The 20,514-nt window shown below is 47.5% G+C and carries 16 protein-coding genes; 11 read left to right on the top strand and 5 right to left on the bottom strand.

The features are described from left to right. The first annotated feature begins 15 nt into the window (after window positions 1-15). On the top strand, window positions 16-1,860 hold the full coding sequence (locus RS891_RS12595; RefSeq protein ID WP_315795445.1) for an IucA/IucC family protein: 1,845 nt from the start codon (window positions 16-18) through the stop codon (window positions 1,858-1,860). A 178-nt stretch (window positions 1,861-2,038) separates the two neighbouring features. Here RS891_RS12595 and RS891_RS12590 read toward each other — a convergent pair whose 3' ends face one another. Then, a complete protein-coding gene (locus RS891_RS12590) occupies window positions 2,039-2,629 on the bottom strand; it encodes a GNAT family N-acetyltransferase (protein ID WP_397386911.1) in 591 nt (196 codons plus the stop codon). Between the two features lie 5 nt (window positions 2,630-2,634). Next, window positions 2,635-3,081 (bottom strand): RidA family protein, encoded by a 447-nt coding sequence (locus tag RS891_RS12585; RefSeq protein WP_315795444.1) that lies wholly within the window; start codon window positions 3,079-3,081, stop codon window positions 2,635-2,637. Window positions 3,082-3,449: 368 nt separating this feature from the next. Between RS891_RS12585 and RS891_RS12580 the strand changes: the two genes are divergently transcribed. Both RS891_RS12580 and RS891_RS12575 read left to right on the top strand, forming a co-directional pair. Next, entirely contained in the window at window positions 3,450-4,394 is a 945-nt protein-coding gene (locus RS891_RS12580) for a glycoside hydrolase family protein (RefSeq protein ID WP_315795443.1), read from the top strand. 242 nt (window positions 4,395-4,636) lie between these two features. Further along, on the top strand, window positions 4,637-5,071 hold the full coding sequence (locus tag RS891_RS12575; RefSeq protein WP_113052447.1) for a hypothetical protein: 435 nt from the start codon (window positions 4,637-4,639) through the stop codon (window positions 5,069-5,071). Window positions 5,072-5,078: 7 nt separating this feature from the next. Here RS891_RS12575 and RS891_RS12570 read toward each other — a convergent pair whose 3' ends face one another. Next, entirely contained in the window at window positions 5,079-5,963 is an 885-nt protein-coding gene (locus tag RS891_RS12570) for an AraC family transcriptional regulator (protein ID WP_315795442.1), read from the bottom strand. Window positions 5,964-6,088: 125 nt separating this feature from the next. Here RS891_RS12570 and RS891_RS12565 point away from each other — a divergent pair, with 125 nt between their 5' ends. The 7 genes from RS891_RS12565 (at window position 6,089) to RS891_RS12535 (ending at window position 15,795) form a co-directional block, all read left to right on the top strand. Then, a complete protein-coding gene (locus RS891_RS12565) occupies window positions 6,089-7,378 on the top strand; it encodes a Gfo/Idh/MocA family oxidoreductase (RefSeq protein ID WP_315795441.1) in 1,290 nt (429 codons plus the stop codon). 108 nt (window positions 7,379-7,486) lie between these two features. Continuing rightward, on the top strand, window positions 7,487-9,304 hold the full coding sequence (locus RS891_RS12560) for a cache domain-containing sensor histidine kinase (protein WP_315795440.1): 1,818 nt from the start codon (window positions 7,487-7,489) through the stop codon (window positions 9,302-9,304). Then, window positions 9,276-10,841, top strand: a complete 1,566-nt coding sequence (locus tag RS891_RS12555) for a response regulator (protein ID WP_315795439.1) — start codon at window positions 9,276-9,278, stop codon at window positions 10,839-10,841. Before RS891_RS12560 ends, RS891_RS12555 begins: the two co-directional genes overlap by 29 nt. A gap of 123 nt (window positions 10,842-10,964) precedes the next feature. Further along, window positions 10,965-11,879 carry a carbohydrate ABC transporter permease gene (locus RS891_RS12550; RefSeq protein ID WP_315796290.1) on the top strand — a complete coding sequence of 305 codons (915 nt, stop codon included), beginning with the start codon at window positions 10,965-10,967 and terminating at the stop codon, window positions 11,877-11,879. 5 nt (window positions 11,880-11,884) lie between these two features. Continuing rightward, on the top strand, window positions 11,885-12,724 hold the full coding sequence (locus RS891_RS12545) for a carbohydrate ABC transporter permease (protein WP_315795438.1): 840 nt from the start codon (window positions 11,885-11,887) through the stop codon (window positions 12,722-12,724). 80 nt (window positions 12,725-12,804) lie between these two features. Beyond that, on the top strand, window positions 12,805-14,121 hold the full coding sequence (locus RS891_RS12540) for an ABC transporter substrate-binding protein (protein ID WP_113052454.1): 1,317 nt from the start codon (window positions 12,805-12,807) through the stop codon (window positions 14,119-14,121). Between the two features lie 27 nt (window positions 14,122-14,148). Next, the gene (locus RS891_RS12535; protein WP_315795437.1) at window positions 14,149-15,795 is read left to right on the top strand and encodes an MGH1-like glycoside hydrolase domain-containing protein; all 1,647 of its coding nucleotides are present in this window, start codon (window positions 14,149-14,151) and stop codon (window positions 15,793-15,795) included. 162 nt (window positions 15,796-15,957) lie between these two features. Here the strand turns inward: RS891_RS12535 and RS891_RS12530 are convergent, their stop codons facing one another. Further along, window positions 15,958-16,302: a hypothetical protein gene (locus tag RS891_RS12530; RefSeq protein ID WP_113052456.1), complete on the bottom strand. Its 345-nt coding sequence runs from the start codon at window positions 16,300-16,302 to the stop codon at window positions 15,958-15,960. A 120-nt stretch (window positions 16,303-16,422) separates the two neighbouring features. Here RS891_RS12530 and RS891_RS12525 point away from each other — a divergent pair, with 120 nt between their 5' ends. Continuing rightward, window positions 16,423-16,821 carry a hypothetical protein gene (locus RS891_RS12525; RefSeq protein WP_113052457.1) on the top strand — a complete coding sequence of 133 codons (399 nt, stop codon included), beginning with the start codon at window positions 16,423-16,425 and terminating at the stop codon, window positions 16,819-16,821. Window positions 16,822-17,060: 239 nt separating this feature from the next. Here the strand turns inward: RS891_RS12525 and RS891_RS12520 are convergent, their stop codons facing one another. Further along, window positions 17,061-20,234, bottom strand: a complete 3,174-nt coding sequence (locus RS891_RS12520; RefSeq protein WP_315796289.1) for a bifunctional cytochrome P450/NADPH--P450 reductase — start codon at window positions 20,232-20,234, stop codon at window positions 17,061-17,063. Between the last annotated feature and the right edge of the window lie 280 nt (window positions 20,235-20,514).

Genomic DNA, 20,514 nt, shown 5'->3' with positions numbered 1-20,514 from the left:
GGATGATAATCAATCATGACCAAGGATAACGTCACTATCGATCCATTCCAGCAGACTGTTCATCCCTCTTTAGTATCGCCGAGCGGAATTGCCCGTCAGGAGATGCTAAGCCGTATATTGAACACCTATCTTCGAGAAACCGAACAGCATGATCCTTATGTTCGAATTGCCACGCGGCCTGATATTTCGCTGGTTATTGAGCTTCCGCGTACAGATCAGAGGATATATGGACATCTGCTTCATCGTTCCGCCGCTGGACATCATGTTTATAGCAACAAGTTTCACATTGCAGAATCAGAAGAGGCACAGCCCGATGGTTGGAGAGAGGTATCTTTTGAACAAATAACGACACTGTTACTCGATGAAATATCATCCGTAGAACCCCATCCTGATGACCGAATGTTGAAACGAGCAGAGCTGGAGCAGATGGTTTACAACAGTTTGGAGCATATGACCTCCTATCTGGAGCATGCGAAGAATACACCATTTCCTGTAACATTGGATTTTCGATATCTGGAACAGGCACTGCTATGTGGTCATCCATTTCATCCAACGCCGAAAAGTCTGGAGGGCTTCAGTTCTTCGGATTCGCATGCCTATTCGCCAGAATATGGCGTTAGCTTTCCTCTCAGTTGTTTTGCCGCAGCACCTGAACTTGTGTTCGAGGATTGGCTGGATACCGCGGATTATGGCAGCGAAGCACCCTGGGTTCCTGCGGAAATGGCCGAGGCCGCTTGTAAGCACCTCCCTTTGAACAACAAAAATTATGTTCTCCTCCCTTGTCATCCTTGGCAGGCTGCCTATTTGCGGACACTTGAACCTGTAAAGTCCTTATTACAACAAGGCACTTTGATTGATCTGGGCTCTACCGGACCCTACGTATACCCAACCTCATCGGTGCGCACGGTCTGGAATCCAAAGGAAAGTTGTTTCTATAAGCTGTCTCTTCATATTCGAATTACAAACTTTATTCGCGAGAACAATGAAGAGCAGTTGCTGCGCACGCTGGATGCATCCAGGATTGTACAGCAGATTCAGGATCGCTGGACATCAGAGAAATTTCAAATTTTGCTGGAAAAAGGTTATCGTAGCTTGAAGGTACCGGAGATGCCTTCGTCCACTCAAGATGCGCTGATCTCGGGATTCTCCATGATCCTGCGTGAAGCACCGGAGTCTTGCAGCTCTGCTACAGGGGCGCCTTATGTCGTGGCCTCACTTATGGAGGTGCTTCCCGGAGAAACTGAACCATTGTTGTTCCAAGCTGTTCGGGAAAGTCTTCAATCATCTTCTTCGCCGGACTGTGTACTTGATGTAAGGGTGCAGACAGACTGGTATGAATGGCTTCGCCAATATCTGGAGTTGTCCATGGTTCCACTTGTGGAACTGTATGCCGAGACAGGCATTAGTCTGGAAGCTCATGTACAGAATTCCATGTTGCGTCTTGAAGATGGAATGCCTGTCGCTTTTGTGGTTAGGGATCTGGAGGGCATCAGTGTCAATCGAGGCTTAGCGGAACAGCAAGGTTGGATCGATCAGGTAGTCAATGCCAACAGTCCTGTCTTGTATACCGAAGAAGAATCACGTCATCGTTTGAAATATTATTTCTTCGTCAATCATCTAAGTCATTTGGTGCAGCGTCTGGCATACTATACGGGTCAACTGGAGCAGCCATACTGGAAGGTGGTGAGAAATACGTTGGAGGAGCTTCGAAAAAAGACAACCGAATCTTCGCACATCAACGACGTCATTCGTGATCTGTTGACCACCGAGACCTTGCCGGCCAAAGCCAATCTTCTCAGTCGGTTCCATCAGCGTGGTGAAACGCCGTTATACGTCAATATTCCCAATCCAATGAGGTAAGGAGATTACTCTTATTTGCTCCCGTTCATTCAGGTGTTCATTCAGCATCAATACACCCAACCTCCAATATTGCATACTAAAAAACGGCCCTGGAGAACAACACAACGTGTTCTTCCAGGAGCCGTTTCTTTCTTTCAAATCATTTTCCGATTCATTTCTTATCTTATTTCAAACGATTCTATTCGAACTCATCGCCTCTTACCTTGGCGAACACCATCATATCCACGAGTGTACCTGTACTGTCACGCCGCATCTTGCGCAGTACACCTTCAAGCGTATAGCCAGCGCGCTCAGCCACTTTGGCACTTCGCACATTGCGGGCATCACATCGAATTTCCAGTCGATTGGCCTCCAGATAGGTTATTGCGAACTGCTCAATACCTCTGACCGCTTCTGTCACGAGACCCTCACCAGCACGCGAAGTTCTGATCCAATAACCGATCTCGAAACAGCGTGCATTCCAGTCGATTCGATGCAGTCCGCTGCTGCCTACGAAATCATCCGTAAATCTGTCACGTAAATGAAGCATCATGTCGGTACGCTCTAGAAATTGCAGCCTGGCTTTGCGGGCATTCGCTTCCGATTCCTCCAGTGAAGGTATGTTCTCGGCAAAAGGCAGCCACAAACGCAATTGCTCCGCACTTTCACAAATTGCCTCATTCACTGCCGCTCCATCTCCCCACCTCGGGGCACGAATAGTCAATCGTTGTGTATCGAAACTTTCGGGAAAAGACAGCATTAACGGATTCATTGAAGCGGAATTGGTCATGAACTCTACTCCTCCACCTGGAATATCGAGTCAATGATCAGCGGCAAATTATCCCTCACAGATACAGCACCAAATACGGAACGGGCATGCACACCCTGTTCTCCGAACACATCCAGCATCAGATCCGAGAACCCGTTTAGCACTTTATGATGTTCCTCGTACGAGGCGGTGGCATTGATGAAACCCTGCACTTTAACCACCCGCTTCACCCGATCCAGCGAACCAAGCACATCCTGAACAACAGCCAATACTTCAATAGCAGCATTTCGGGCAAATTCATATCCCTGCTCCGTCGTAAACTGCTCCCCGAGTTTGCCACGCTCTAGCGTATCTGGCCCTTTACCTGACACATACATGATTCCATTTACAATCACTGCATTGGTATACTTTGCTGCCGGCGTACTTGCTTGGGGCAATACAATGCCCAATTCGTCCAATCTGGTCTGTATCATCGGCTTCCCCCTTATGTACAAAATGTCCTTACACGCTGTCTACCTTTGAATTTATTCCTAATTTGGTTAAATTTCAATATACGCCGGTTGCTCTTGAACCGCAAGATGCAAATTAGGCTGAACGGATATTTTTCTTCTATATAAGTCATTAATTACATTTCAAATGTCGATCAGCATTCAATGCTCCAAACTAGAATACAGGATGCAGTATACGATGATTGATTTAATGGATAGATAGATTAAATGAATTAATAAATATATAATTCTTTAAATATTGAAAACGTTATATTGTAATTTCAAATCATTTCTTTTACGATAGAAGCAATAACTCTCAAAATCAATGGAATTGAATGGAAGGAGGAATTATCATGAGTGCACCATTGTTTCGTGATCCCATCTTTGATGGAGCTGCTGATCCGGTTGTTGTGTGGAATCGTTCTGAGCAAACCTGGTGGATGATCTATACGAATCGCAGAGCCACAGCCGGAGGGCCAAAGTTCGCCTGGGTGCATGGCACGGATTTGGGCGTAGCTTCTTCATCTGACGGTGGACAGACATGGACATATCGCGGTACGTTAACCGGATTGGAGCATGAATGGGGACATAATACATTCTGGGCTCCCGAAATTTTCTGGCATGAGGGCACGTATCATATGTATGTCAGTTACATTCAAGGGGTCCCCCATGACTGGGCGGGCCATGATCGGCACATTTTGCATTACACCAGTACGGATCTGCTATCTTGGACATTCCACGGCAAACTGGAGCTTAGCTCGGACCGTGTGATTGATGCGTGTATTTACCCGCTGCCGAACGGAAAATTCCGGATGTGGTACAAGGATGAGGCTAATTCATCCCATACGTATGCAGCAGATAGCCCGGATCTCTATCAATGGGATGTGATCGGACCGGTTATTACAGGACGAGCGCATGAAGGACCTAACGTATTTCGTTTCCGTGATTCGTATTGGATGATTGTTGACGAATGGAGAGGACAGGCCGTTTACAAATCGGATGACCTGGAGAATTGGGAATGGAACAGTCTGATTCTCGATCAACCGGGGAATCGTGAGGATGATGGTGTAATTGGTTTGCATGCAGATGTCGTCGTACAGGATGATGAAGCCTATATCTTTTATTTCACCCACCCGGACCGGATCGAAGGTATCGATCATGCCAGTGAACCGGCACGTCGTTCCTCTATACAGGGCGCACGTCTCGATGTCATTGATGGTGTGATGGTCTGTCCACGGGATGAAGAGTTACAGATGAAATTGCGACCGGAGAAGGATACAAGTCAAATTTCGGTTTGAGCAGCGTTGTCCATGATTTGAAATTCAAACTCAATTTTACAACGTCATAATAAAGGACCTGAACCAATGTCTGCGCACGCAGGATTGTTCAGGTTCTTTTTACATGTTCTCCTTCGGATCGCGAAATCGTCAAGAATTCCCTTCCTGTATTTACCTATAGGTTTAAGTGTCGTTACATGTTAATATGTAGAACTCCATTTTCAAAATGGGAAAATACTAAATACATAAACAAGGACGTATTTATGAGTACAAAAACACGACATATTATTTTGATTTTATTCACTATCATTCTGATTATTGCATCCATCTTTTTTCATAAGTATCGTGAACTCAAACATCGTATCGAGTCTTCTGCCGACTCAGCTTACCGCAGTGTTATTTTGGAAAGTATACATTATAAAAAAGAGCTGGATCGATACATCAAAAGCAACAAAACAACAGATGAAACAAACCTGAGCATCTATCCGAACAATATTAAGAACGCTTTCGAATATTATGGGCTCATTACTAATATGGTCGATGGAACAACCCAAAGGTTATATACTGAACGAAGTGATCTTTTCCATCAGTACTGGCACGTGATCCCTCCAGCCTATGCGAAGCTTTCATTGAAAGAACTACAAAAGGTAAGTGATAAAACAAACATCATTATTAAGGGACTCCAACGTTTGAAATAAACCCACCCTATTTCAGCACTCTCATCGAACCTGCTTCTCTAAACTGCTGCCGATATGTCCTCGGTGACACCTGAACCGTCCGTTTGAACATCTTCCCGAAATGAGAAAAATTGCTGAATCCCGCACGCAGAGCGATCTCCGTTATCGAATCCTCGCTTTCACGCAGCAAGCGCTGCGCCTCCTTCACGCGAAGCAGATTGAGATAATCGCTGAACGTGAAACCTGTGGTCTGTTTGAACAGGCGGCTGAGATAATGGGGACTAATTCGAAATAATGCAGCAACCTCAGGCAGAGCTAAATCCTGCTGATAGTTATCGTTGAGATAACGCACCACTGCCTGTGCCTTGGGATGTAGAACCGGCTCACTATCGGCCGAGTGCACGGTACCCAGATGTTTGTTACGGTATGCGAACAACAGCAGTTCAACGGAACGGTGACGCAGCAGCAGACTGCTTCCAGCTCTGGTATGGACCATTTCATCAATCATTTCACTGACCATTCGGTCCGCTGTTTCACTTACCTGTGAAGGAAGGCTCAGAATGGGAATATCCCAACTGAATGGCTCCTTTAGTCCCTCAGCCAACTCAGGTAAAATGGCCAATTCGGTGAATAGCTCTGGCTTGATATACAGAACAATTCGATCATGGTCCGGTCTTCCACTCTCCATCGTTTTATGTACGGTATTCCGGTTGATGAATACGAAGTCTCCGGCTTTAACCCGATAAGTTCGATCCTTGATGAAGTATATACGCTCACCCGATAGCAGGTAGTACAGCTCATAATGGTTATGCAGATGGTCATCCGTCATGGAGAAATATCCAATGCGGCGATCATATTCGATATTCAAATATCCGGTAGGATCATTATATTCCGCTCGAAGTGTCCGTATCATGCAGCTGCCCCCTTTAGTTGAATTATAGCAAAATAAGCGGCATTTGAAAGCGATTACGCACAAAAAGCGGCGAAAGAAGTGCTTCCTTGTTATAGTCTAGAGCTATATTCAAGGAGGCGATAGACATGAGTAACAAAAAACGCTACGTATTGGTCGGAACAGGCGGCCGTGCTGAATTTTTCTATGGAGCATTAGCCCAACATTTCAGGGAAACATCCGAACTTGCAGCTTTTTGCGATATTAACCAGACACGCATGAATTACGCCAATCAGCTGCTGAGAGAAAAATATAAATACAATGAGGTGCCAACCTATACTGCCGATCAGTTCGATCAGATGATTGAGAATGAGAAGCCGGACTTCGTCATTGTAACCAGCATCGACCGCACCCACCACAAATACATCATTCGCGCAATGGAGCTTGGCTGTGATGTTGTGACCGAGAAGCCCATGACGGTCGATGAGCACAAATGTCAGGATATCCTTGATGCCGTCAAGCGGACTGGACAAAATATACGCGTCACCTTTAACTACCGTTATGCACCGCACCATACCAAGATACGAGAACTGATTCAGAATGACACGATCGGGAAAGTGACTTCGGTTCACTTCGAATGGCTGCTTAATACGCGCCATGGCGCAGATTACTTCCGCCGCTGGCACCGGGACAAGCGTAATAGTGGCGGACTGCTCGTGCACAAATCCACGCATCACTTCGACCTGGTCAATTTCTGGATCGGTTCGCAGCCTGAGACCGTTTTCGCATTTGGCGATCTCATGTTCTATGGTAGAGAGAACGCTGAGGAACGAGGCGTGACCCAGTTTTACACTCGTGCAACAGGCAGTCCGCTTGCGCAAGAAGATCCTTTTGCCCTGCACCTGGATTCGGATGCACATCTCAAGGCCATGTATTTGGATGCTGAGCCGGAAGACGGCTACCAACGGGATCAAAGCGTATTCGGAGATGGCATCAACATTGAGGATACGATGGGCGTTCTTGTCCGGTATCAAAATAAAGCCATTTTGACCTATTCACTGGTAGCATACCAGCCGTGGGAAGGCTATCGCATCGCCATTAACGGTACCAAAGGTCGGATCGAGATGAACATTGTGGAACAATCCTACGTTAACTCGCTGGGGGACAAAAATCTCGAAGGTGCATTGATTGGGAAAACGCTGCGGGTCCTTCCGATGTTCGATGCGCCGTACGAGGTTCAGGTTGAGGAGAAAGAAGGCGGCCATGGCGGAGGCGACCCAGTTCTTCTGAACGATCTGTTTGGAGAGCCGACGGAAGATCCATACCACCGCGCTGCCAACCAATTTGATGGCGCGAGATCTATCCTCACCGGAATTGCAGCCAATCGCGCCATCGCAACCGGTTTGCCTGTTCGCATCAACAATCTGGTTCGTTTCTAGGAACGCAAGGCCGCTCCAACCCCATTTCCTTCAAAGGCTGCGTATATTACGCAGTCTTTTTCCCCATTTTGACGACAACTTGATGTCTATTCGTTTAGGGAGGTATCCATGTTTTTCTCATTAAAAAGCCGCCTGATTGCCTTTATCGTTGTGCTCTTCGTTCTCTGTTTTGGCACACTATCCTTCCTGCTCTTTAAGGAGTCACGTACCGTGATCCGCTCTTACATTGAATCCTCTGCTCTTGAGAAGATGGAGGAATACGGCTCCTATGTCGATATGGTTCAAATGCAGATCTATGATGTAGCCTCTCTCGTCTTCAATAGCGACACCGCCAAGAACTGGGATAACGCGATAAGTGACCCCAACCTTCCTGAAGGGGAAAAGATGCTTGTCAATCTGGCGATGAGCCGTTTTCTGACCCAGGCTACGAACAGTTACACCAGTATCTCCGATGTATCCATCTATCGACGAAACGGGCTGAGGATTGGCAATGAAAATCAAGTAACGACCGACCCTCTCTGCTTGCAAGAATCATGGTACAAAAATTTCTTTATCTCAGGGAATCACTGGCTGCCTGCACATACCGATCAACATGAAAACATAATGGATCACGGCAACCAGGTAGTTAGTCTGCTGATGCCCATTGGGACCTTTCACCATGCTACAGCCCAAAATGTGATGAAAATTAATGTCAGCGAATCATACTTTCTGGAACCGCTTAATCGAATTCATCTGGCCGAGAGCAGCACTATTTTTCTGCTGGGTGAACAAGGAAGCCCTATTCTTTCCCAACAGGCCAATCAGCTTGGTGCCGAAGCTTTAGCAGAAATCGATCAGATTCGGAACAACTCGCTTAAATCGGGTGTGGTATACCTGAAAAATGATGAAGGACAGCGTGACATTCTGGTATACAAAAAGCTGGGGCGTACGGGCTGGATGCTGGCTGGTCTGGCACCGGAAAAAGAGCTGTATTCTTCTCTTCACAAACTTCAGAGTACCATTCTGGTGGTCACCATTGTTCTCATTCTCGTCTCTTTGTTTGCCGCTGCCTGGCTCTCTTATGGCGTCACCAAACCTTTAACACGACTGGTACTGGCTATGAGACAGGTACAGCGCGGCGCATTCGATCAGGCAGAGTCCCTTCTGCCTCCGGACAAAAATGTAAAAAGCGAAGTCAGTTATGTCATCTCCACTTTCCGCTACATGATCAGCCAATTGCGACAGCACATCCAGAATGAATTCGAGCTGAAGCTGCTCCGCCAGCAAGCAGAGTATAAAGCACTGCTCATGCAGATTAACCCCCATTTTATGTTTAACACGCTGGAACTGGTGAGCAGTCTCGCCATGCAGCGCCGAACAGATGATACCGTTCAGGTCATTGAGGATCTGGGCAAAATGATGCGATTCTCCATGAATACAAGTGACGACAGGGTACAGCTTGCAGAGGAATCGGCTTATATCCGCCATTATATCTCCATTCTGCAAACCCGTTTCGGTCATAAGCTGGACATTACTCTGACACAGGAAGGCAGGCTGGATTCCCTGGTCATCATCAAATTTATTCTTCAGCCGCTGATTGAGAATGCCGTCAAATACAGCTTCCAGCATCAGACGACGGCAGAAGTACACATCCGGATCTCCAGACGGAATAACCGCCTGCATTTCAACATTTCAGACAATGGGCCGGGGATTCCAGCTGAGATCATCCAGAAACTCCATGATCCTATTGAAACTTCTCAGCTGGAGCCCCTATTGCGAAGCCAAAGCTGGCACATTGGACTCGGTAATGTGGTTGCACGCTGTCGCTTGCATTACGGAAGTCTGTTTGCCATTCAGATCGAGAACGGAGAACGTAACGGCACGTCTATTGAACTGATTCTACCCGCACAGGAGGAATATGATGTACAACGTATTGATCGCAGATGACGAGATCGAGGTTCGCGAAGGACTAAAATTAAAAGTGAACTGGCAAGACATGGGCTTCGTCATTTCAGGTGAAGCGGCAAACGGCATCGAAGCGGAAGAGCTTCTGAAAGCTGAACATTTTGACTTGTTAATTACAGACATGAACATGCCTGTCATGGATGGCGTGCAATTGCTGGACATTTGCCGAAGCCTCAATCCTTCCATTCAGATTATGATCATCACTGGATATGAAGATTTCCACTATGCCAGAGCAGGTGTGCGCAGCCAGGCCATGGACTATTTACTGAAGCCTGTAACCCGGGACGAACTGAAAACCACTTTAAATAAAATCAAAGAGGAGTTGGATAAAAAGAAAAAGCTGCACGGTGATTCCGAAATGATGCAATGGCGTCTCTCCCAGTATTACAAGGAAATGAAGCAACGTTTCCTGCTTGATCTGGTTAGGGGACAACGCCTCCCACCTTCTTCACTGCCAGAGCGAATGCGGCTGTTTCATCTGGAATCCTGGCAGGATCACAGCGTCTGTTTCATCACGGCTGGTATGCGAGACTCCGTTATACAGACTATTTCAGTGGGACATGTTTCCGAAACGCTCCATCTTCCCTTTGAGCTGCTTTGTCACGAAATGGCCCAGTCTTATCCAGATAACGTGCAAGTGTTCCATGACGGAGCCCACCCTGGAATTATGCATTTCATAACTTTGGAAGGTATTCAGCACGAATTTGCTCAGCAGATCACAGCACAGACCCGCTCTATCTTAAAGATAGATGTACAAGTTGGATTGGGGTTGTCCGTATCTGGGCTTGAGCGCTGGAAAGAAGGTTATATTCACTCCCTATTGGCATGGAACTCTGCTGGACGCAAAGGTGCACAGGACCGTGTGCCCGTTGTAGATCATATTCCATTACTGCCAGAGGAAACCAACCGCATGCTGCATCGTTGCCTCATTCGTGGAGAGTTGGATTCCTTCCGCAGCGTGATTCGAAAGGAGCTTGCTGACTCATTTCAAATATCCACTTCCCATATGATTCGAAGCCTTTTTCAAATTTCATTATTGTTCGAACAGGAATCCTCGTGGATTTCCCCGGAATGGGTGCTCTGGCTAAAGACTCCAGGCCAGGCAGAACTGCTGCTGATACATTGGGCGGAAGATTTCGTGAAGCAACAGCAGCCATCCGAGGTTGGAGAAGATACGGTCATTGAATCAGCCAAACGATATATCGAGGAAAATTACATGCTGGAACTGACATTAACTTCGTTAGCTGAGCAATATAACTACAACCCTACCTATTTTTCAGAGATATTCAAAGAAGCTGCCGGCATCTCTTTTATTCAATATGTAACCGAGGTTCGCATGAAACATGCCATACGTTTACTGAAGGAAACCCAATTAACCGTCTGGGATGTAACCGAGCTGACAGGCTTCCGTTCTCCAAGCTATTTCAGTTCCAAATTCAAAAAAATGTTCAATCTGAGTCCTTCGGATTATCGTTTGCTGCATTCCGAAAAAATTGATAATCATGATCCGAAGAAATGAGATTCCGGCTTCTCCCCTTCCCCGGTATGATGACTTTACCAAGAGAATCGCCGCAAATATTGTAAGCGGATTCAATATTGCGGTGATCACGAATTCACATCCAATCCTGAAGGGAGGCCTATGATGAGAAAGCTGTCCAAGCCGTTATACGGCCAGCAGAATATGACAGCCTATTTGTTTCTGCTGCCCTGGCTCATCGGACTTTTCTGTCTGACACTCGGACCGATGGTTGCATCGCTCTACCTGTCCTTGACGAAATTCAATTTGTTATCATCACCAACGTGGACGGGGCTCAGCAACTATGTCCAGATTTTTACCGAAGACGATACCTTTCGCAGATCTTTGGGACTAACGTTTTATTATGTATTTCTATCCGTTCCGTTAAGGCTTGCCTTCGCCCTACTTATAGCGATGGCGCTGAACAAAGGGATTCGGGGCCTTGGCTTATACCGGACCGTGTATTACATCCCTTCCCTATTGGGAGGCAGCGTCGCTATTGCGATCGTCTGGCGTCAGATTTTCGAGGGAAGTGGTTTGGTCAACCAGTTTCTGAGCTGGTTCGGAATCACCGGACCCGCCTGGATTGCCCATCCCGATTATGTGGTCTACACGATCGTCACGCTCTCTGTATGGCAATTTGGTTCGGCCATGGTTATCTTCCTGGCTGGCCTAAAGCAAATTCCAGCCGATTTATATGAAGCTTCGGACGTCGACGGTGCCGGAAAGGTGCGCCAATTCTTCGGCATCACACTCCCGATGCTCTCTCCTGTTATTTTTTTCAACCTGATCATGAGCATGATCAATTCGTTTCAAGCCTTTACACCCGCTTATGTGATCGGGGATGGACGCGGAGGTCCGCTCGACGCCACAATGTTCTATACCTTGTACCTGTACCTGAAAGGCTTCTCGTTCTTTGATATGGGTTATGCTTCCGCTCTGGCGTGGATCATGCTGGTCATTATCGGGGTATTCACCGCAATCGTCTTTCTCACCTCGAAATTCTGGGTGTTCTACGGCGACAATCAGGAAGGGAGATAGTGCACATGTCATTAAAGCGACGTTTGGTTCAAACCGGGAGGCATGCCGCCATTATCCTCTTCGGTCTGTTGATGCTGTATCCGGTACTATGGTTAATTCTCAGTTCATTTAAACCGAATCATCTCATCTTCACGAGTAGCAGCCTGATTCCAACCAGCTTCACCCTCGATCATTTTGTGAATGGCTGGAAAGGATTGCAAGGTGTATCGTTTAGCCGTTTCTTCGGCAACTCGACGCTGATCTCAGTCCTGAGTGTGTTGGGAAATGTGATTTCCTGCTCCCTTGCAGCCTACGCCTTTTCCAGGTTGAAGTTCAAGTTCAAAGGCCTATGGTTCAGCATAATGCTGGTCACCATCATGCTTCCTTACCATGTAACCCTGGTACCTCAGTACATTCTGTATAACGAGCTGCATTGGATTAATACGTATTTCCCGCTCATTCTGCCCAAGTGGCTGGCACAGGATTCCTTCTTCATTCTGCTCATGGTTCAATTCATCCGTGGTATCCCACGGGAGCTGGACGAGAGCGCAACCATTGACGGTTGCGGGCAATCGCAGATTTTTTTCAGAATCGTGGTGCCTCTTCTCGTTCCTGCCCTGATCACAACAGCGATCTTCACCTTTATCTGGAGCTGGGATGACTTCTTTAGCCAGATGATCTACTTGAGCAAAATTGATTTGTTTACCGTACAGCTTGGGATTCGGTCGTTGTTCGATCCATCGGGACAATCGGATTGGGGCGCACTGCTCGCCATGTCCACTCTGTCTCTGCTGCCTGTGACCATTATCTTTCTTGTATTTCAGCGTTATTTTCTAGAGGGAATTGCAACGACCGGGCTGAAGTGATTACGAAAACACCTGTCCAGACGCAATAAGTGTACAACAGATATTATGTTTTTCATTATCCATCGTCAGGGGGATTTCTCATGTTCAAACGATTAATGATTACTGTGATAGCTTCACTCCTGTTATTGGTAACTGCCTGCTCTGGAACGGATCATACCGGCGCTGATGAGCAGACAGGAACGAAGACCGCTGAAAGCGGGCAAGTCGAACTGCGCATGATGTGGTGGGGCGACCAAAAACGGGCAGATATTACGAATGAAGCCCTGAAGGTTTTTCAGGAGAAACATCCGAATATTAAAATTGTAGGTGAGTTTGCGCCTTCCTCCGGATATTTCGACAAGTTGAATACACAGTTGGCATCAGGCACAGCACCGGATATTTTCTTCCTTGGAGGTAATGTGGTTGACTATGCCAAGAAGGATGTGCTTTTGGACCTGGACCCTTATGTCGGTAGTGAACTGAATCTGGATGGCATGGATGCCACTATGGTTGAGTATGGGCGTCTTGATGGAAAGCTGCAGCATATTTCCGCGGGTGCGAATGCACGGGGCATTGTCGTTAATCAGGCGCTGTTCGATCAAGCGGGAATCCCTCTGCCAGCTTCGGATTGGACTTGGGAAGATTATGCTGCAATCAGCAAAGAACTGTCCGACAAGCTCGGCAAGGGCTATTATGGAACCTATAATTTCACGGTTGACGGTATGGACATATTTTTGAAACAACGTGGCAAACAGCTATATGATATGAAGAACGGCACGCTCGGATTTGCAAAAGAAGACATTTTGGAATGGTTCACTTACTGGGAGCAGGCTTCCAATTCCGGAGGTGTGGTCACGCCTGAATTGCAGGTTTCCAATCCACCGGATGATACGAGTAAATCCTTGCTTATTACGGGCAAGGCCGCTATGAGCCTGCTTCCTTCGAATCAACTGGCTGCTTTCCAGAGCCTCACGGAAGATAAGTTCATTCTTTTGCCTGTACCCAGGGGGCCAAAGGGAACTGGGGTTGTATTTGAATCCAGTCAGGGGTTATCCGGTTATGCGAATACCAAACATGCAAAAGAAGTCGCGATCCTGATGGATTTCTGGATTAATGATCCGGACGCAGCCCAAATTCTCGGCAACGACCGCGGTGTGCCCGTTACGGAAGCCAACCGCAATCTGCTTCAGCAAGAAGCGGGACCTGTTGAAGAGATCGTATATAATTACACCAGCTTTGTATCTGAAGCTACGAAAACGGAGCCTTTTGACGTGAGCTATAATCCTCCGGGATTCGCTGAATTCTCCAAGCTGGCCCAGACAACCAACCAGGAAATCGGCTTTGGCCGAAAAAGTGTGGAGCAAGCTGTGACGGACTTCTATAATGGCACCGTGCGAATCTTTGAATCCAACCAATAAATAACCGCTAGCTACAAGGAGGTCGACATGACAGAAGCCCTGCTGAACAAGCTGCGGCAGATCTCGATCCACGATCATGTGCAGCCAGGTAAACCGGAAGATCAAAAGTTAATACAGGAATGGCAGGCGTCGGGTGTTCGGTTCGCGGCATCCGGCGGACGACTGGAAGCGACTTATTATTCCGCATTGGAGAAGTTACTGACTTGCATTGTGCCCCTGAACGGCAGTGAACCCATTCTTCAGGAAGGTGGCATCTATCTGGGCTGCTGGCTGGAGAGTACAGGCACCATTAATGCGGAGCTGCTGTCACGTCTGATTCCTTCCGTATCGGAAACGACATATCTTGCTTTTGCCCGACACCAAAGAGAAGATGGATTGCTGCCTTATAAGCTAACGGAGAATGGCCCATCCTTTCGCCAGATTCAGCTCGTTACACCCTTGGCACGAAGCGTATGGAACCACTACCAGCTTCATGGAAAGAACCGTTCCTTCCTGAAGTCCATGTACAAGGCCATGGTACAATACGACGAATGGATTGCAACGTATCGCAATACCCGAGGGACCGGCTGTGTGGAGGCATTCAGCACCTTTGACACCGGGCATGATCTGTCCCCCCGGTTCTGGCATGTCCCGGATACACCATATATGAATGATGCAGCGTCCTACCATCCGGACTCTCCAGTCCTGCCCTTGTTGGCACCAGACTTAACCGCCAATATATATTGCCAGCGCATGTATTTATCCCGAATGGCTGAGGAACTTGGGGAGTCAGGTAGTGAGTGGATAGCGAAAGCTGGAGCCAGTAACGAAAGTCTCTTCCGCTACTGTTATGACGAAGAGGATATGTTCTTCTACGACCGGGATCGCAATGACGAATTGGTCAAAGTACAGTCCGATGTGCTGCTGCGCGTGATGGCCTGCGAGGTGGGCGACCGTGAATTGTTTGATAACATGCTGCGCCGGTATTTGCTGAACACAAGCAAGTTTTTTGCCAAATACCCGTTCACCTCCATGTCGATGGATGATCCACGATTCGATCCGTTCTCCTCTTATAACAGCTGGGGTGGAGCATCCAACTTCCTGAGTCTGATCCGTGCACCGCATGCTTTTGAATATCACCATCGCTATGTGGAATTGACCTGGGTGCTGCAACCCATCTTGTCGTCCCTCTCCAAAGCAATGCGCTTTGCGCAGGCTTTAAGCCCATGGACCGGGGAGGAGGGTTTTACTGAAACCTATTCCCCCTCCATTCTTTGCCTGCTTGATTATGTGGAACGGTTATGCGGCATTATGCCGATTGGATCGGACCAACTGTGGTTTACTGGCCTTCTCCCCATCGACATGGATCATGGCGAAGAAGTTGCTGGTCATACGGCGTACAGCCGCACGATGAATGGCCTGCATTTTGAATTGGTGAACACGACAGAACGGGTAACGGTATATCAGGATGGTAAGGTTCTTATGGAAGGACCAGCAGGAATTCGATTAATTACGGATCGGAGTGGACAGTTGGAAGGTGTCATCGGAATGAGCGTGCGCACAATTAAGGGTGAACTGACCTATCGAGGAAAATCCATTCCGTTTCGAATCAAAGGAAATGAACTCCAGCGGTATATAGAGGGAAGCTTGAAAACAGAACGGGATATCGGCATCATCTATCCTTCCTATCGCTAGTGCGATGAAGTAAGTAGTGTGCTCTCTACAGGAACATTAACAAGGCCATTCCGAATGAATAGTGGCAGCATGAAAAGCGCAAGCGGCAGGGATAACTCCCCTGTACTTGCGCTTTTACGATTTACTATCCTAATGGACTATCCACGAATATGAGTTTTTCGCTTATGCTTTCCGCTCCCACGCAGGGTGGCGATAGAACTCAATCGTATCAATATAGTTCACCGTGTACTTCTGTTCAACTTCCGACAGCTCCAGCAGCTTTCTGTCCATTTGTTTCAAACCCATGACCACATCATGCCGGAGAAGGTCCATTGCGATTTTGCCTACAAAACCGCCTTCCATCTCTTTATGTTTATTCCGAAATTCTTCATTATAGATCAGTTCCGGTGTAAACGATGCTTCAACAAATGCGTTGACGAGCGTAAGTTCATTACCTTCCATCTGTACCGCGATATAATAGTTGCCACGTTCATCGCGAATGAGGTCTTTATACATTTCCACGTTCATTTGAATCACTCCCTATATCTTAAGTTGTACCTTATCATGAGTAACATGGGCGCCATTTCGCTCACCTCTTGCCCTCGCCCATTCATATAGTAGGTATAAATGGCGAACGGAGGATTGCTTATGAATTGGCACCAATTTCATACAGGAAAAACACTTCAGCAGCGTCTGGCCGAGTTCCAGGGACATCTGGCAGAACTGAATGCTCCATTGTCCGGTCTGGAACCTGGAATCATTAGAAAAGTATTTCCGCGCAATTTCATCAAAGTCAATCGGCAGTTATTTATTCCACTCAGCTTGTTTTCCATTCGTGTATTTGATGTACCACGAGCACGGCGAGGCATACGGGTAGGCATCCGTACGGTATTCCCATCCGGAAATGCATTTAACAATATTCGACTTGTTGGAGTTGGACTAGATTACATTGAACTGCAGGGAAAAGGTAAATTCTCCTCACGTATTCTCTTTCCGATAACCCAAGTCGAATCGATCTATCGTCCAACAACTAAAAAGAAGAAATAACGAGACCAGACATGGCTGAATTCATATCTGTCTGTGCCTGCAATCTTGATGATTAGAGGAACGATCCATACTTTGGATCTATCCCATGTCATAATATGCATAGTTCTCTTCCCTAGTATAACTCATAGGTGCATTGGTCTGCTCGGATATTGTGCCATAGCAAAAAGCGGTGAGCACAGAACCCTTCTGTGTCTCACCGCGCAGATGCCTATCAATTATTCAAATCAGGAACGTATCACTCAGATACCTGTCCACACATCCTTGGCATAACGACCTTCCTGCTGCAAACGTTCTAACCACGCATCGGCTTGCTCCGGGGAGTTACCGCTGACATCAGCGTACGCTTTCTTGAGGGTAGCTTCAACATCAGGTGCCATCTTGCTGCCATCGCCGCAAACATACAGATGTCCACCCTGTTCAAGCAGAGGAATCAATTTTTGGGCATCATCTCTCATTAGATGCTGTACGTAACATTTCTCTTCCCCGTCCACACGGGAGAATGCGGTATGAAGCTGGACAAGACCCTCTTGCTCGGCCGTTTCGAGTTCATTTTTATACAAATAATCATGTTCAGGGTTGCGACATCCAAAATACAGATGGGCCTCGCCGACCTGCTGACCCTGTTCTTTCATTACACGTCTTGCCTGCAGGAAACCACGGAATGGAGCCACACCTGTTCCCGGACCAACCATAATGATCGGAGCCTCTGCATTTTCGGGCAGTTTGAACCCGGACTCAGGCGTCCGTATGAACATGACAACCTCTTCACCAGACTTCAGGTTTGCCAGATAGTTGGACGCTATACCTTTATATTCTCCCTGACCACTCCAAGCTGGAGCACGCACTACGCTGACGGTTATGCTGGCCTGCTCAGGCTGCACTCGTGGAGAGCTGGAGATCGAATAATATCGGGCTTTGAGGGAAGGAAGCAGTTCCAAAAACCGTTCGAAAGGCAGCTCACATGCTTCATATTTCAACAAATAATCCAGCATGGATATACGTTTCTTGCGTACCTCTTCCATGTATACAGACTCATCAAGAAGCGCTTCGAGCTCCTTCTTATGCGGTGGGCATACCGTGTACGCCGCGAGTTCACGCAGTTGGGCTCGAGTTGCCGCTTCCTGAAGTTCCACACTGTGACTAAGAAGATCGACCAGATTAACCGGTTGGTGCAATGGCAGATGAGCGGCACTGCGACCAGAGGCATCCAGAACCAAATGTTCCGTACCTGTGAATCCATATCGTTTCAATACTCGTTCTACGAGCTCAGACGGGTTCTGCGGTAAAATGCCCAGGTGATCGCCTTCCTTGTACGTTGCACCTTCAGGCAGTTTGATCTCCAAATGACGTGTGCTTCGTTCACTGCCCGCATCATGAAGTTCCCGATTCTCAAGCATTTCAGCAACATGTGCATCATACGTATCCGCGAGCGGCGTTACCGCCAGTCCACTGACAAACTGTACTGACAAGGAACTGCGCTCACTACCTGAGCTTGTGTTCAACTTGAGGCCCAGAGTTCGTGCCAGATCCGGCCATAGTTGCTCGGTCCAGTCTCCAACCTGTTTCTCAAAGTCCCCGCTGGCATCACTTTCTCCGATGGGTGATAACCGTTCTGCTCCTTTGGAAGATAACTGCTCATCAATCAAACGCGGGATACGCTGGTACGTACTGGCCCAGTTGTGATCCCCACATCCGAGAACAGAGAATCGTACACCTTGGAATTCCCCTGCATCCGCATGTTCAATCCATTCGACGAAATCCTTGGCATTGCTTGGTGGCTGACCATTGTAGGATGCACTCACAATGATGACGACGCCTTCCTTCGGAAGTTTACCTACACGATCATCCAGGGTAGCCACCTCGCTGCGGAAGCCCTGATATCTTGCGGTATCTGCGATTTCACGCGCAATGCCTTCCGCAGTCCCGAGATTGGATCCATACAGGACGAGCATCGGGGTGTGATGGGCATTTGCTGTATCCGGCTCTTGTCGTTTAGCAACCGGAGTCGGTTCCTCCACCGCAACACCCGGCACAGCCATCACCGGTTGACCCCCGCGTGCACGAACACGGATCGTGAAGTTATCGGGCTTGAGCGTCAACGTTTCTTTCACTTTTAACTGATAGTCCGCATGATCGATGAATTCAAAATGCTTCAGGACCATACCCAGCACAAGTGTTGCTTCCTGAAGGGCGAACTGCTGGCCAATACAGGCCCGCTGACCATTACCAAACGGTTTATAGGCGTCATGTGGCACCTTGCTCGGATCTTCGAAACGTTCCGGACGGAATGCCTCGACGTCATCGCCCCATGCATCACGGTCCCGGTGCAGCTTGGGAATAAGCACACTGACACTATCCCCTTCTTGCAAAGGATATTTCCCATCCAGAACAAGGTCTTTCTTCGCGTATAAGGAGAACGCCGGAGCCGTAGGCCATAACCGCAACGCCTCGTTCAGAACCATGCGAACATATTTCAGATTGCGGACCTGATTGTATGTTGGAACCGGATCTTTCAGAATCTGATCTGCTTCAGCTTGAGCCTTGGCGAGTGTATCCGGATTTTTCATTAAATAATAGATGGCAAAGGACAACAAACCACTCGTCGTCTCATGTCCAGCAATCAGGAAGGTGATGATCTGGTAACGGATATTTTCATCGTCCAGCGTTTCCCCGGTTTCCGGATCCTTGCCACTAAGCATGTGGGACAACAGATCGTCCGCCCCTTCCTGGGGCTGCTCCTTACGCTCCGCAATAATATGATCGACTAGTGAGTACATCGAACGGATATCCTGCTCAAACTGTTTCTTTTTGGTGATCATCAGCTTGTCTTGCAGACGCAAACGCTGTAACGAACTCATCGATTCGTCCAACGCCCGAACCATGCTGGTAATGAAGGGATGCGGTTCTTCCCGGTAAAAGCTGTTAAATCGGTAGTTGAATCCACACAATCCAATCGTATCCAGGGTGAGACGAGTCATATCATCAGGTACGTTAACTGTCTCATCCGGGTTTAATCTGGACCACTTCTGAACGAGCTGTACAGCGAGGTCAATCATTTTGTTGTGATATCCCTGCATCGCACGCTGGCTGAAGCTGGGCAGCAACACATTGTGAGCTTTTTTCCAATTCGGTTCTTGAGTCCAACTCGTAAACAGGCCATCTCCGGCAAATGCACGTACCTTCTCGAGCGGTGCCCATACACGTTTATCGAATTTGGATTCGTCGGTGACCTCAGCTACCAGTTTATGACCTGAAATATATAATTCACTTCGCCCAGGATAATCCATTCGAAAAATGGGGCCATACTCTTCAGCGAGTTTCACCAGTGATTGTACAGGCTCATCGGTATTTAACTGTGGTAAGTTTCCTAAAGGTCCAAAAGTTTTGGGTTGGGGAACTGAAATTTGCGCCATCATACTCACTCCTCTTCCAAGTAATACGTTCGACTAAAAAATAATACCTGCATTCAATTACGACTCAGATCAACAGACATGACTACATTTTCTGCAAATTTTCATATTTCATCCAGATAACCTGAAAATCACACCGGAACCAATTGACCAAAATGGTATATTGGTCAATTTAGAGTAAAAAAAATGGGCTCCTTCGTTATCTTTCTTTTACCCTAACATTTCCAGTCCTAATCTTCAACAGTCTCAAAGTCGTAGGACCAATGGGTATCCATCCGAATTG

The organism is Paenibacillus sp. BIC5C1, assembly GCF_032399705.1.
In the GTDB taxonomy this organism is placed as follows: Bacteria; Bacillota; Bacilli; order Paenibacillales; family Paenibacillaceae; genus Paenibacillus; species Paenibacillus taichungensis_A.
Note: the sequence above shows the minus strand (reverse complement) of the source record. Positions and strands in the feature narration are given on the sequence as shown.

Bases quoted from the DNA above. Each gene is read 5' to 3' on its own strand.
- RS891_RS12595 (WP_315795445.1), top strand. From the start codon at position 16: ATGACCAAGGATAACGTCACTATCGATCCATTCCAGCAGACTGTTCAT.
- RS891_RS12590 (WP_397386911.1), bottom strand. From the start codon at position 2,629: ATGACCAATTCCGCTTCAATGAATCCGTTAATGCTGTCTTTTCCCGAA.
- RS891_RS12585 (WP_315795444.1), bottom strand. From the start codon at position 3,081: ATGATACAGACCAGATTGGACGAATTGGGCATTGTATTGCCCCAAGCA.
- RS891_RS12580 (WP_315795443.1), top strand. From the start codon at position 3,450: ATGAGTGCACCATTGTTTCGTGATCCCATCTTTGATGGAGCTGCTGAT.
- RS891_RS12575 (WP_113052447.1), top strand. From the start codon at position 4,637: ATGAGTACAAAAACACGACATATTATTTTGATTTTATTCACTATCATT.
- RS891_RS12570 (WP_315795442.1), bottom strand. From the start codon at position 5,963: ATGATACGGACACTTCGAGCGGAATATAATGATCCTACCGGATATTTG.
- RS891_RS12565 (WP_315795441.1), top strand. From the start codon at position 6,089: ATGAGTAACAAAAAACGCTACGTATTGGTCGGAACAGGCGGCCGTGCT.
- RS891_RS12560 (WP_315795440.1), top strand. From the start codon at position 7,487: ATGTTTTTCTCATTAAAAAGCCGCCTGATTGCCTTTATCGTTGTGCTC.
- RS891_RS12555 (WP_315795439.1), top strand. From the start codon at position 9,276: ATGATGTACAACGTATTGATCGCAGATGACGAGATCGAGGTTCGCGAA.
- RS891_RS12550 (WP_315796290.1), top strand. From the start codon at position 10,965: ATGAGAAAGCTGTCCAAGCCGTTATACGGCCAGCAGAATATGACAGCC.
- RS891_RS12545 (WP_315795438.1), top strand. From the start codon at position 11,885: ATGTCATTAAAGCGACGTTTGGTTCAAACCGGGAGGCATGCCGCCATT.
- RS891_RS12540 (WP_113052454.1), top strand. From the start codon at position 12,805: ATGTTCAAACGATTAATGATTACTGTGATAGCTTCACTCCTGTTATTG.
- RS891_RS12535 (WP_315795437.1), top strand. From the start codon at position 14,149: ATGACAGAAGCCCTGCTGAACAAGCTGCGGCAGATCTCGATCCACGAT.
- RS891_RS12530 (WP_113052456.1), bottom strand. From the start codon at position 16,302: ATGAACGTGGAAATGTATAAAGACCTCATTCGCGATGAACGTGGCAAC.
- RS891_RS12525 (WP_113052457.1), top strand. From the start codon at position 16,423: ATGAATTGGCACCAATTTCATACAGGAAAAACACTTCAGCAGCGTCTG.
- RS891_RS12520 (WP_315796289.1), bottom strand. From the start codon at position 20,234: ATGGCGCAAATTTCAGTTCCCCAACCCAAAACTTTTGGACCTTTAGGA.